The 13,125-nt window shown below is 52.7% G+C and carries 7 protein-coding genes and 3 pseudogenes; 4 read left to right on the forward strand and 6 right to left on the reverse strand.

Annotated features, from left to right (window positions below; translation table 11 throughout):
* The 5 genes and pseudogenes from QMX98_RS25400 to tnpB form a co-directional block, all read right to left on the reverse strand.
* A partial coding sequence (locus tag QMX98_RS25400; protein WP_282411545.1) for a phage infection protein occupies positions 1–402 on the reverse strand: 402 nt, incomplete at its 3' end.
* A gap of 706 nt (positions 403–1,108) precedes the next feature.
* A pseudogene (locus QMX98_RS25405) lies at positions 1,109–1,345 on the reverse strand (protein deglycase HchA); the annotation flags it as partial.
* A gap of 48 nt (positions 1,346–1,393) precedes the next feature.
* Positions 1,394–1,900 carry an AAA family ATPase gene (locus tag QMX98_RS25410; RefSeq protein ID WP_095053636.1) on the reverse strand — a complete coding sequence of 169 codons (507 nt, stop codon included), beginning with the start codon at positions 1,898–1,900 and terminating at the stop codon, positions 1,394–1,396.
* Positions 1,901–1,922: 22 nt separating this feature from the next.
* Positions 1,923–3,497, reverse strand: a pseudogene (locus tag QMX98_RS25415) (IS66 family transposase).
* Positions 3,498–3,558: 61 nt separating this feature from the next.
* A complete protein-coding gene (tnpB, locus tag QMX98_RS25420; RefSeq protein WP_282411546.1) occupies positions 3,559–3,894 on the reverse strand; it encodes an IS66 family insertion sequence element accessory protein TnpB in 336 nt (111 codons plus the stop codon).
* 794 nt (positions 3,895–4,688) lie between these two features.
* On the opposite strand from tnpB, the gene QMX98_RS25425 reads away from it, so the two are divergent.
* Both QMX98_RS25425 and QMX98_RS25430 read left to right on the forward strand, forming a co-directional pair.
* Entirely contained in the window at positions 4,689–6,320 is a 1,632-nt protein-coding gene (locus QMX98_RS25425) for a methyl-accepting chemotaxis protein (protein ID WP_282411547.1), read from the forward strand.
* A gap of 688 nt (positions 6,321–7,008) precedes the next feature.
* Entirely contained in the window at positions 7,009–8,571 is a 1,563-nt protein-coding gene (locus tag QMX98_RS25430) for a sensor domain-containing diguanylate cyclase (RefSeq protein WP_282411548.1), read from the forward strand.
* 729 nt (positions 8,572–9,300) lie between these two features.
* On the opposite strand, the pseudogene QMX98_RS25435 reads toward QMX98_RS25430, so the two are convergent.
* Positions 9,301–9,511 (reverse strand): annotated as a pseudogene (locus QMX98_RS25435) (hypothetical protein).
* Positions 9,512–9,828: 317 nt separating this feature from the next.
* Here QMX98_RS25435 and QMX98_RS25440 point away from each other — a divergent pair.
* Together QMX98_RS25440 and QMX98_RS25445 are read left to right on the forward strand one after the other, a co-directional pair.
* The gene (locus QMX98_RS25440; protein ID WP_282411549.1) at positions 9,829–10,968 is read left to right on the forward strand and encodes a glutathione-independent formaldehyde dehydrogenase; all 1,140 of its coding nucleotides are present in this window, start codon (positions 9,829–9,831) and stop codon (positions 10,966–10,968) included.
* A gap of 558 nt (positions 10,969–11,526) precedes the next feature.
* On the forward strand, positions 11,527–12,957 hold the full coding sequence (locus QMX98_RS25445; protein ID WP_282411550.1) for an IS1182 family transposase: 1,431 nt from the start codon (positions 11,527–11,529) through the stop codon (positions 12,955–12,957).
* The last annotated feature ends 168 nt before the right edge of the window (positions 12,958–13,125 follow it).

Here is a 13,125-nt window from a genome sequence, read left to right on the forward strand (position 1 = left end):
ATGATCGGCACCATCAGCGGCCAGTGCTTTTGCCCCGACATGATCGGCACCATCAGCGGCCAGAGCTTTTGCCCCGACATGATCGGCGCCATCAGCGGCCAGAGCTTTTGCTCCAACATGATCGGCACCATCAGCGGCCAGACCTTTTGCCCCGACATGATCGGCACCATCAGCGGTCACCTGGCCTGTGCCATGCTCAGCACCGCTTCGAGCCAACGCGCCGGTGCCGACATTGTCAGCACCATCAGATGCGACTGCGGTAGGTGTGGTTTGGCTATCAACAACCGATACAGAGCTTTCGGTGGACAGTTCTTGCGCCTCTGTACGTAATGGAGATTGAGGCCCTAAGATGTATATTCCAATTGCTGATAAAACAAGTCCGGAAACAATCTTACGGTTCATAACTTCTCTCCTAACACATTTCTCATTAGTTTTTTAAAACCTAGTTAAGATTCAGAACGCCATACCCTGTTTTGGTTTACAAGTCATCTTACTCGTGCATTCATCGATATACCTCCAGATTTCTCCGTATTTTCAGCGTCGCGATAAAAATGTTGGTAAGCGGCCAATAAACCCGCCTTGCGTGTTTAAATGGCTTGCCACTTGTTCGGTAGTAACTCCTTGATCTTGCTCATCCTCTGTGTCGGCAGGCGTGTCAGGACGTCCTTCAAATAAGGCAAGAATGGCGACAATCAGAGAAAAAGCGACACGATTATGCTCCAGAATGATCTGTTTCTGGCTTAGCTCGGACGTAGAAATGCTTCAGTGCGTCAGCACAATCTGCCAAGCAGTAGGAGTGATACGAGATGCGGAAAGCTCTTCACATGTTAAAAAGCGATGATGATCTCGCGCAGACAGTGAATTACCTTTCTGGTGTCGTTTCCGTCTTCGTTATGAAGCAAACCGACCTAGTCTTGTAAGTGCACATGAAACGCTTTATTCAAGGCGAGCATCAAGGTCTAAGCACCCTAATACTCGGAAGCTCCGTGGCTGATGTCACAATATGGTGTGCAGCATATGCTTAAGACCCACTGTATCGAGCTGCCCCCGTAAGTCCTGTACACGTCAATGACTCTCAGGGGCAGTTCTGCATCTTATTGTTGCCGATTCACAGGCTAACTTCTTTCAATAGCACCTCTGCAGCCAGCTTTCCTAGGTTATTGAAGGCAAGCGGGCTATCTCCGGTAAGCAGTTTCCTGTCTTGATAACACTGGCCGGTAATACCTTTGTTAAGGATTTCGACGCCAAGTTTTTGTAAGCTTTCACCAACAAGCCAAGACAGGGGGCCAGGCATATAGCCGATATCAAGATTTGCGCCTTTATCCAGCGAGTCTGGGAATACGCAGTAAGCGTCTGCTAATCACACCTTGCGACCTTGGGCCTTTAGCTGGCGCTACTCCTTGGATAAAAATCGTTCGGTGATCATCGCCACCGCCTGCGCCGGAGACGTCAGGGCTGTGTCTATATTAAACGGAGCGCTTTCCCACGCCTCGTATTCATGATCCAGTACAGACTGCCAGGTTGGTGGAGTCAGCCCAGGAATATCAATCTTTCTGGTTTCTACCCGGCGCTGGTGTTCATGTTTATCAGAGCAGATCACTTGGATGTTCACTAATGGAGCACCAGAGCGTGTGGCGATATCGCTCCACGCCTTTCGGCTTTCGATTACTGGGTTAACACAGTCAACTATGACCGTGCTGCCAAAACGAAGATTGCTCAGAGCAAGCTCATTGGCGACCATGTAACCGCTCCGCCCTACGTCTTGTGCAAGAGCACCAGAGTCTCGAATAGCCTGCTCAATCGTATCGATCCGCAGATACACGGCACTTGTTCTGGTGGCAAGGTCACTTGCGATAGTCGTTTTTCCGGTACCTGGAAGGCCGCTGAAGACAATGAGCATTCTATGTCCTTAGGTTAGTGAGTTAACCCAGTTTAGGTGGCTGCCAGTTATGCGGCAGCAACTGTTCGATTTCACTCGCCCGCTGTGTCGGCAGCCGCGTGAGAACATCCTTCAAATAAGCATACGGATCATGCCCATTCAACCGCGCAGACTGGATCAAACTCATGATCGCCGCTGCCCGTTTGCCGCTACGTAGCGACCCTGCGAAGAGCCAGTTCTTGCGTCCAAGAGCCCAGGGGCGGATCTGGTTCTCGGCCCAATTGTTGTCAATGGGTACGGCCCCGTCATCGAGGTAGCGCGACAGCGCTGCCCAGCGTTTCAGGCTGTAATCCAACGCTCTGCTGATAGCCGAACCTTCGGGCACAAGATCACGCTGGGCGATCATCCAGGCATGCAGCATATCCATCACCGGTAAGGCTTTTTCTTGCCGTATTCGGCGCCGTAAATCCGGTTCAAGGTCGCGGACTTCGCTCTCGATTTCGTACAGCAACTGGATATAACGCAGGGCCTGCTCGGCGAGCAGGCTCTTGTTGGTGGCGTGCAGTTCGAAGAACTTGCGTCACGCATGGGCCATGCAGCCGATCTCGGTCACGCCGAGTTCAAAACTGGCCTTGTAACCGCCAAAATAATCACACACCAGCTTGCCCTTCCAGTCTTGCAGGAAGTTGCGAGCGTGCTCACCGGCTCTGCTGGGGCTGAAGTCGTAAACGACAGCCGCTGTTTCGCAGAATTGGCTGGTGGCGTAGGCCCACACATAAGAACGATGGGTTTTCTTCGAGCCCGGAGCGAGCATCTGCACGGGTGTTTCATCGGCGTGGATGACCTGGTGCCCGAGCACTACATCGCGTAGCGCATCGACCAGAGACTGCAACTCGCCAGTAACGCCAACCCATTGGGCCAAGGTTGAGCGTGGAATCGCCAGGCCCGCTCTACCGAAAATCGATTCCTGACGGTAAAGAGGCAGATGGTCGGCAAACTTCGCGATCATGACGTGGGCCAACAGCCCGGCGGTCGGCATACCCTTGTCGATGACCTGTGCCGGAACGGGTGCCTGGATCAGTGTTTCGCAGTCATCGCATACCCACTTGCCACGGACATGGCGCTCGACGGTAATTACGCCGGGCGTGTAGTCCAGCTTCTCGCTGACGTCCTCACCGATGCGCTTGAGTGCACAGCCGCATTGGCAGTGGGTGTTGTCCGGTTCGTGATGAATCAACGTGCGTGGAAATTCTGCCGGCAACGCGGTGCGCTTGGGCTTTTGCTTTTTCTCGGTCGGCGTAGGAGCTGTTTGCAAGGCTTGAAGCTCAGCTTCAATCGCCGCGATATCGGTATCGATCAAGTCATCGAGCAAGCTGGTCTGCTGCGGATTCAACTGCTCGCTACTCTTGGCAAACTTCAAGCGCTTGAGTTGCGCGATCTCATGGGTCAGTTTCTCGATAACCGTCTGATCGCGGTTGATCTTCTTGCCCATGGTCTCGACCGTCTTGCCCATCGTCTCGACTTGCTGGTCGAGTGTCTCGACACGCTGTATCAACTGCGCCGCCAAAGCGCGCAGTTGTTCAGGGGTAAGGTGATCGAGATTGGGGAGCGAAGTCATGGTGCCGATTTTGCCAGACCAGGCAATTCGCGGCGATAGACCGATAGGCTAATGGCAGCCGTTAAAACAGTGTGATCGCACCGCCGGAGCCCGCGCGCTGCCACGGCAGGCCCAACACCAGGGCCTGGAGTTGCTCGGTATCCAGCCTTATTTCAGAGCCATGGCGAATGCCTGGCCAGTGGAACTTACCTTGGTTCAACCGGCGAGCAGCCAGCCAAATGCCGAAGCCGTCATGCACCAGAACTTTCCTCCGAGTGGCGCGGCGGTTGGCGAACAGATAAGCACAGTGCGGCTTCGCCGCACCGAACACCGCTATCACTCTGGCCAACGCGGTCTCGGTGCCAGCTCGCATGTCCATCGGCTCGGTGGCGAGCCAGATGGAGTCGATGCGAATCATCGCAGCAGGTCTCGAAGAAAGGTCGCGCACGCAGCAGCACTTTCAGTTGGCCAGTTCACTTTGACGGTGCCACGCGGGTGCTGGATCTCAACGCAGATATTCGATGATGCAGCCTGCGAATTTACTCCGGCCAGCTGCATGGGTAACGGAATAAACGCAGGTTGCGGCGCCGTGTTTTTCTGCGCTTGTACCCGAATCCATTTATGGACGAGGTTTGCGTTGAGGCTATGGCTGAGCGCGATGCTGGCAATAGAAGCGCCGGGCTGGGTAGATGACTTGGCCGGACGGATACAGTGCGACAGCGATGCTTGTCATTTTGCCGCTCTCCACGCAGGAGTGAACTCAGTGACCAATACCGCTTTGAGGTCAATGCGCCAAGCCACAATTCAAACAGAAAAGCTTGGTGTAACTGATGTGTCCTAGGGCTTCGCCCGAGAATTTCTCTTAAAAGATTGAATGCCCAGCATTGAGACGCGAGCATCTATCCCGTAGAAACGCCGATACCTGCGCTTCGTTCGCAGCGCTCCCTCGAAGCCAGACCATTGATGAAAACACGCATAGTGGCTCGCTCATAAAAACCTATACAAAATAAATCTTCTGTATAGCTTTATGAAAAGGTATGGCATTCTGGCATCAGCTAGTCAGCGATTTGCTTTCTGCCCCCCCACGCGTACTTGCACAGCCCCCAACAGTGGTGATTCGCTCAAACCTTTCCCATCTCCTCTCTGCAAAAATTTGAGGATAACGACACCGAAAGGTGCATTTTTTCGTGCAAATTTAGGAGTACAAAAAGCATGCTGGCCAACCTGAGCATTGCAAAAAAGCTTTATGCTGGCTTCGGAATTGTCTTGGCAGTCATCCTCGTCTTGGTGATGACTTCCCTTCGAGGATTTGATCAAGTCAGCATTGCGGTCAAAAGCAACATCCATACCTACGATGTGCTGAATGAGTCCGCAGCCGTGCTAGGCAGTCTCGTTAACATTGAAACGGGAATGCGAGGTTACGCTGTCACGGGAAGAGATACATTTTTAGCGCCGCTGCGAGAAGGCGAACAGGCGTTTCTGAAAAGCTACACCAAGCTAAAGCAGCTCACTTCTGACAATCCAGTTCAGCAACAAAGGCTCGAGAGTCTAAAGAAGCTTGAGACGCGTTGGTTTCAAGAAGATATTCAAGGCTCAATAAGTCTCCGTCAGCAGATTTCAGCCGGCTTGCAGCCTATGGATGCAATCATTAAGTTGATAGGCGAAGGGCGGGACAAAACGAAGATGGATGAGATGCGGCAGCTTGTCTCCGACCTTCAGGCAGAAGAGAAGCAGCTGCTGAATACCCGATCAATTGAAATGAACGATGCAAAAACCACCGCGTTAACCATCCTGATGGGCGGCGGTCTAATGGCGATAATATTCGCTATTTTTATTGCCGTAACGCTGTCAAAAACAATCGTGGGACGACTCAGTCTGGCAGTAGATATTGCTAAGACAATTGCGGATGGGCGCTTGGATTCGCGCATCGAAAAAACAGGAACTGATGAGGTAGGTACGCTGTTCGATGCCTTTGCGACTATGCAGGAACGACTGCGCAGTATGATTACCCAAATCAAAGTCGGCGCAGAGCAGCTTGTAGCCGCCGCTCACGAAATCTCTAGTGCTTCTACTCAGCTTTCTGTTTCAACTCATGAGCAGTCTAATGCGGCGTCCTCTATGGCCGCGACGGTGGAAGAACTCACCGTCAGCATTAACCATGTTTCGGATAACGCCGATGAGGCGCATGCCATCTCTACTGACTCCGGTCGGCAGTCTCTGGATGGCAGCAATGTCATTCAGAGCACCCTAGCAAGCATGCAGCTCATCGCCGAAACCGTTCAGGCATCGGCGACTCAGATAGGGGAGCTGGGTGAGCACTCAGAGCAAATTTCATCGATTGTTAACGTAATCAAAGACATTGCTGAGCAGACGAATCTTTTGGCATTGAACGCAGCGATTGAAGCTGCTCGAGCCGGTGAACAGGGACGTGGTTTTGCGGTGGTGGCTGATGAGGTACGTCTTCTGGCGCAGCGAACTGCCAACTCTACCCAAGAGATCACTGGGATGATTAAGAAAATTCAAACCGGCACACGTAATGCCGTAACCAACATGGACGCAGGTGTCGAACAAGTGAAGCAAGGCGTAGACCTTGCCAACCAGGCAGGTGAAGCCATCGTCAACATCCGCGATGCGTCGAGCAATGTGGTAAGTGTAGTCAACATGATCTCGCTGGCCCTTCGTGAGCAAACCGCCGCAAGTCAGGACGTGGCTCGTAATGTCGAGCGCATCGCTCAGATGTCTCAACAGAACAGTCAGGCGGTCGAAGAGACCTCTGAAACTGCGCAAGCCCTTCAGGTTCTAGCAAAGAGCCTTGAAGCACAGGTAGGACAGTTTAGGTTATAAATAATCTTCTACCGATATTCACTTCTTCATCGGGAAGGACGTAAAGGACTTTGCTGATGAAGAAGCTCAGTTATCGCCGAAACTAACGAATCTATAGCCCAAGGCTTTTGAAGATAACTAACCTTTGGCGGCAGCTCGTTGTAAGCGTCCGGCAAACACTCCTTCTGATGCCTTCGCTTAGGGCGATGGTGTCCACCTAATTTAAGTGGATACTTATAGCCGCTAATAGTGAAGAGGTGCTTTGTAGTGGGTGTGAAGATGATGTCGAGATTTGTTGTTGTCCCTGCAATACCAACAGAAACGGGATCAACGCGTAACGGAACGCGGTTCTGCTGCAAGACTGCACCCATAGGTTTCAACCTCTATGACAATGAGGAGAAGCTTCAGCTGAAGACGACCTATCAGACCCGAGAAGAGGCCGAGAGAGAGTGCCTGAGGGCTAATATGGCTCTTTTGCAAGGCGTTCTGTCAGAGCGGGCCTCTTTGCCTAGTCCTTAAGCATTCACCAATGAATTTGAGCTCACGTTAGCACTGAATAAAGCCCAAACCTAAATTTGACAACCTATAATCTTGCCAAGGTTGCTTTCCGATTGGCGGGTGTTCGCCTCACCCCGAACACAGCCCGACGAGCTGACATCAAATAGGTCGGCCATAGCATTTTGTACACTCTGCGCATTGGAAAATCAGGATGATATGGACTAAGCGGCGCAGCTCCCTGATGGGCTTTATTTTTTTAGCCGTCGGCCTGGTTCTTTTTTCAGCCTTGCTTTTGCTGAAGTCCGAGACTCAGCGAAGGGAAACGTATTTTTCCGAGTATGTGCAAAATATTGCTGGGATTGTACGCAATCAGCTTGATACCAATGAAGCAGTGCTCTCGGGCTTCTCGGCATTCCTGCAAGCCGTAGATCAAAGTGATACTGAGGCTACGGCGCGATACGCGGCAGTCGTATTGTCAGCCTACCCTCATATCTACATGCTCGAGGCAGCCCGCGCTGTACCTATCGCCGAGCAGGCCGCTTTTGAAGATCTGATGCGGCGCACATGGCGGCCAGACTTTGCGCTCAAAGATTTCCCGAGCCTCACTCAGCAGCCTGTCCAACCTCAGGTCTATCTCAATGAGACTTGGCCAGTGCTGTTTATGTACCCGTTACTCCCTGAATCTAGCTCGATTTACGGTGTAAGGTTAGAAACGGTCGCTTACCTTTCCTTCGCGCTGGCACGAACGTACAACAGTCAGAAACCCGTGGTTTCCCCCGTGTTCGATATGTACGAGGGGGGTAGCGCTTACATTCTGATGCAGTCAGTCATTCGGCCCGAGCAAGAGCGAGGGAGCGCCACGCCCAATTTTTTTGGTAGCACTATGGTGTCGTTGCTGTTGATCAAGACTGGCTCACTACTTGAAGCCGTAAATCACGCTAACGTCGATCCACTGGTTCACATCGCTGCCGTTCTAAAGACTGCTGCCGGATCTGAAAGCGATGTTTTTTCAACGCAGGTTCAACAAGCCGGCTTCATTGATCGTCTGTTTTTGCCGCAATTGAACGACCGTGTCGAGATCCGCAGTTCATCTCAGCCCATGACGTTGGTATTTGTGCGGCAACTCCGTTTCGGGGATGTCCTTACCGAAGAAATGTTGATGATTCTTTTAGTGCTCGCCGGGGCTCTTGTGTTGATGCCAATGATCATGATCAAGCATTTTAAGGCGATAGAAAAAGCCGACGTTGAGCACGAACGCTCCGCCTATCTCGCATCGCATGACGTGCTTACACAACTGCCTAACCGTAACCTATTCGCCGAGCGTTTTTCCCAAGCCTTCTCTGATTGGGAAGTTAAGGGTATTCCGTTCGCGGTGCTTTTGATCGACTTGGATCACTTCAAGGAAATCAATGACCATTACGGCCATGAAGTAGGTGACCAGGTTCTGCGAGCAGTCGCCCACCGCATGCTTCAAGCCATCCGCTCATGCGATACCGTTGCCCGGTACGGTGGCGACGAATTCGTGATGATAATCTCCCATCTTTTTGACCCCGAGAGTGCTGAGTCGCAGGCGGCGAGGGTATTCGACACCGTCGCGCAGACTGTCGTGACAAGTGCAGGAGAGCTAACGGTCTCTTGCAGTGTCGGAGTTTCACTGTGCCCTGTTCATGGCCAGAGTCTTGATACGTTGCTCAAAGCGGCGGATCAGGCCATGTATGGCGTCAAGCAACTGGGGCGAAAGGGCGTGGGGATGACTGAATTCCCTGCTACATGAGGCTTTTGCTGCTTTAAATGGACAAGTGGGTCGGAGATTCAGTGACTTTGAGTTACGCGTGTCTGCGTACACAAACGCGGATACCATCGTTCTCAATTCTTGAGACAGAAGGTGGCTAGGCCAGGCAGCTACAATCCTCCAAGCGTGTTTGCGGACAACTGCGTGATGGAGCGGCAGACTACATTCCGCTACGTTTTGCTGTCGAGGGCCATGACCAATATTTAACTACATCCACAAAAGTCGAATAACCCAATAAGCGGCAATCAAAAGTTGCGCAGAGAAAGCGGTAAACCTGAGGTATGCCGCAGGTACGCTTCCTGACGATAAGTGGATGCATGACTGAACTAGGCGTGCCATGAGCATCTCAATAAATTCTGTGCCTTAGATTTGTCCTGGAACACTGGTCAGCGATCACCAGACAGCACCGTTCATGTGCATGCAGCAGATAGGTTAACGCGTCATCCGCCATATCAAACGCTGTGGCCTTTGCGCCAATCTCCTCAACGATATCCCCCATCAGCGAGCGTAACGTAGGATCATCCTCAACGATGACGACCTCTCCTTGAATTGACTGTAATCCTTCCCAATTTACCTGCACCAATCAAATCCTTAGCCAGGTAATTCGTTCCGACGTCGTTGAAGTTAGGATTTGCGTGTATGCCCTATTTCAGACGTGCCGACCTAAAGGCACTTGAGATCTACCGACGCAGATCCCAAGCGTCGGGGAACCTAGTTTTGTTGTCCTTCAATATTCTTTTTGAAGCCGTGCAGGTTCATAAGGAAAAGGCAGATCTGCAGGGCGATGAGCGCATACGCTTGTGCGTAGACTCCCCAAATAACCCAGAGCACATTACTCAATCTGAAACATACAAATCCTGCCATTTCGGCCTGCTGGACGTTGAGATCCGATTAGCCACGCTGCCAGCACAGTTACCATCATCGCGGGCCATTGAACCCAATCAAAATTGGCCAAACGCTTCACCTCCTGCTGGATTACATTCTTGAGTAGCGCCGGGCAGTGAGCCGAGCTGACGCTGAGACTTGAATCCACGCCTTGATTTTGCACGGTCACTTTTCGTCCGAATCGCTCGAGAAAGAGACGCTTGCTGTAGCAACAAATTCAGTCTTGTCGACGCGCGAACTTGGGATTTACCGCTTGTCACTAACCTAGTCAATTGTTTGAACCTACGTTCATTTCTTCCTCACTGAATTAGAGCAGACGAAACATACCTTTCGTTTTGCTAATGGGAGAACGACATGAAAGCCATCGTTTACAACGGCCCACGTGATGTCAGCGTGCAAAATGTCCCGGATGCCAAAATCGAAAAACCTACAGATGTCCTCGTGCGAATCACCACGACCAACATCTGCGGTTCAGACCTGCACATGTACGAAGGACGCACATCCATGGAGACAGGACGTGTGTTCGGGCATGAAAATCTCGGTGAGGTGATCGAGGTAGGCGCGGGGGTCGATCGAGTCAAAGTGGGAGATCGCGTTTGTTTGCCCTTCAATATCGGTTGTGGCTTCTGCGATAACTGCGAGAAGGGCCTGACAGGTTTTTGTTTGACTGCGAACCCCGGTAGCGCAGGGGCAGCTTATGGATTTGCAGATATGGGGCCCTACCAGGGGGGACAGGCGGAATTGCTTCGTGTGCCATACGCCGACTTCAACTGTCTGGTGCTGCCCGAGGATGCGCAAGAGCGTGAAGACGACTACGTCATGCTTTCTGACATCTTTCCAACGGGCTGGCACGCCACAGAGTTGGCCGGACTTTTACCGGGGGAGAGCATTGCCATCTATGGTGCCGGCCCGGTCGGTCTGATGGCCGCGCATTCCGCGATGATCAAAGGCGCCTCCCAGGTATTCGTGGTCGACAACCAACCTGACCGATTGAAGCTTGCTGCACAGATGGGCGCCACGCCGATCAACTCGCTGGAAAAAGAAGCGGTGGATCAGATTCTCAATCTGACGCATGGCAAAGGTACCGATCGCGGCTGTGAGTGCGTGGGTTATCAGTGCTGCGACCGGCATGGTCATGAAGCCAATCACCTGACCATGAACAACCTCGTCGCTTCGACCAAGGCCACGGGTGGCATCGGTGTCGTCGGGGTGTTTGTGCCTGAGGATCCAGGTGCAAAAAATGACTTGGCGAAGCAAGGCAAGATGGCCTTCGACTTCGGCGCTTTCTGGTTCAAGGGACAGCAGATTCGAACCGGGCAAGCCAACGTCAAAGTCTACAACCGTCGCCTGTTGGAACTCATTCACCATGGTCGTGCCAACCCGGCGCAAATCATCTCTCATCGGCTGAAACTCGCTGACGGGCCTGACGCTTACAAGCACTTCGATGCACGTGACAACGGATGGACAAAAGTGGTGCTCAAGCCTGCGGCCTGAGTTGGAAGAGTTGGCCTGGGCAGAAGCCCGGGCCAGTTCGGTTGCATGCCGAAGAGACAAGTGATGAAAGTATAATGATCTTTCCCGTATCCGGCTGAACGGACACTTCGAATTGCCCTGGCACTGCGCTTGAACGGACTACGGCCGACGTCTATATCCCCCAAATATTTATTAGGTGAGCGCATGTGATGTGCCAACGGTGCCCTTAAAGGGCGTGTCCTGATTGCGCCCTAAAGGGCAAGTCTGAGAACCTATTGGCGAGCCATCTGGCCAACACAAAACCAATGAGATCACCCGCAAGTCGAGGGCGCGCAAGTTCCCTCCCTTCCATCTTGCACAGCACTCAACGCTACTAGATTTCTACGTCGCATCATGTCCCCCGTAAAAGAGGTGGAGACCTAGAGGAGGTGTAGATATCGAGCGAAGTGGGCACTATCAAAAAGGCATTTTCACGCTTCAAATAATGGTGGTGAATGGCTGCTTCTGGCCCAGAGTGTGTAAAAACGCCTTCGCGAACACTTGCTATGATTTCTGAGGTTTTCATCGCAGGGATCGCCCATGAAGCGCTTCATCCAAGGTGAACATCGAGGCCAAGGCACCTTTCTTCCCGAGAGCCTCGACGACTACGTCAGCGATACCAATCCGGTGCGCGTAGTTGACGTCTTTGTCGACGAACTAGACTTGGTCAATCTGGGTTTTGAAGGTGCCATTCCCGCCGTTACTGGCCGGCCGGCTTACTACCCCGCAATCCTGCTGAAGATCTACATCTACGGCTATCTCAACCGCATCCAGTCGAGCCGCCGTTTGGAGCGAGAAGCTCAACGCAACGTCGAGCTGATGTGGTTGACCGGGCGGTTGATGCCGGATTTCAAGACCATCGCCAGTTTCCGAAAAGACAACAGCAAGGCCATCCGAGGCGTCTGTCGCCAGTTCGTGGTGCTGTGTCAGCAGTTGGGACTGTTCGGAGAACATCTGGTCGCCATCGATGGCAGCAAATTCAAAGCAGTCAACAACCGCGACCGCAATTTCACCAGCGCCAAACTGAAGCGGCGAATGGAAGAAATTGAATCGAGCATCAACCGTTACCTGACGGCACTCGATGCTGCCGATCGGCAAGAACCAACAGCTTCCGAGCCCAGTGCCGTGCGGCTGGAAGAGAAAATCGCCAAGCTCAAAACTCAAATGAAAGAGCTTCAGGCGATCGAAATTCAGCTCAATGAATCGCCGGATAAACAGGTCTCACTGACCGATCCAGACAGCCGTTCCATGATGACGCGTGGCACGGGAATCGTCGGCTACAACGTGCAGACAGCGGTCGATACTCAGCACCATTTGATCGTTGCGCACGAGGTGACTAACGTCGGTTCAGACCGCGATCAACTCAGCTCGATGGCCAAGCAGGCCCGCGAGGCGATGGCGTCAGATACGTTGTCGGTAGTGGCTGACCGAGGTTACTTCAAAAGCGAACAAATCCTGGCTTGCCACGATGCAGGCATCACCGCCTATGTGCCCAAGCCGATGACCTCAGGAGCCAAGGCTGACGGGCGTTTCAATAACGATGCCTTCCTCTATGACGCGGGAAAAAACGAATACATTTGCCCGGCTGGAGAGTCGCTGATCTGGCACTATTCCTACGTTGAAAAAGGCCTGAAATTACATCGTTACTGGAGTTCGAAATGCCAGGGCTGCGCGTTGAAATCGCAGTGCACACCGAGCACGGAACGACGAGTTCGACGCTGGGAGCATGAAGACGTATTGGAGGAGATGCAGCATCGGCTGAGCAAAGCACCAGAGATGATGCGAGTCCGAAAACGGACGGTTGAGCATCCCTTCGGGACGCTCAAACAATGGATGAGGGCGACACACTTCCTGACGCGAAAGCTGGCCGGGGTGAGTGCGGAGATGAGCTTGAATGTGCTCGCCTACAATATGAAACGAGTGATGAAAATCCTTGGTGCTAACGGCTTGATGAAGGCGCTGTCGGCCTGAAAAGGTCGGCTTTGGCCCCTCCAACAAGCTGTGAAGCCTTGCTGGTGGGCTCCAGGCCTACACTGATCGACCATGGAGCTTCAGGTGCATTTACGTCACCGAACAGCCGTGGGGGGGGGGCGCCCCCCCGGCGCCCGAGCGGTGTTTTTAAAAAGACGGCCCGAGCGG

The organism is Pseudomonas sp. PS02303 (assembly GCF_029959925.1).
Classification (GTDB): Bacteria; Pseudomonadota; Gammaproteobacteria; order Pseudomonadales; family Pseudomonadaceae; genus Aquipseudomonas; species Aquipseudomonas mandelii.

Excerpts from the sequence above, each read along its gene's own strand:
- QMX98_RS25410 (WP_095053636.1), bottom strand. The coding sequence starts at position 1,900 with ATGCTCATTGTCTTCAGCGGCCTTCCAGGTACCGGAAAAACGACTATC.
- tnpB (WP_282411546.1), bottom strand. The coding sequence starts at position 3,894 with ATGATTCGCATCGACTCCATCTGGCTCGCCACCGAGCCGATGGACATG.
- QMX98_RS25425 (WP_282411547.1), top strand. The coding sequence starts at position 4,689 with ATGCTGGCCAACCTGAGCATTGCAAAAAAGCTTTATGCTGGCTTCGGA.
- QMX98_RS25430 (WP_282411548.1), top strand. The coding sequence starts at position 7,009 with ATGATATGGACTAAGCGGCGCAGCTCCCTGATGGGCTTTATTTTTTTA.
- QMX98_RS25440 (WP_282411549.1), top strand. The coding sequence starts at position 9,829 with ATGAAAGCCATCGTTTACAACGGCCCACGTGATGTCAGCGTGCAAAAT.
- QMX98_RS25445 (WP_282411550.1), top strand. The coding sequence starts at position 11,527 with ATGAAGCGCTTCATCCAAGGTGAACATCGAGGCCAAGGCACCTTTCTT.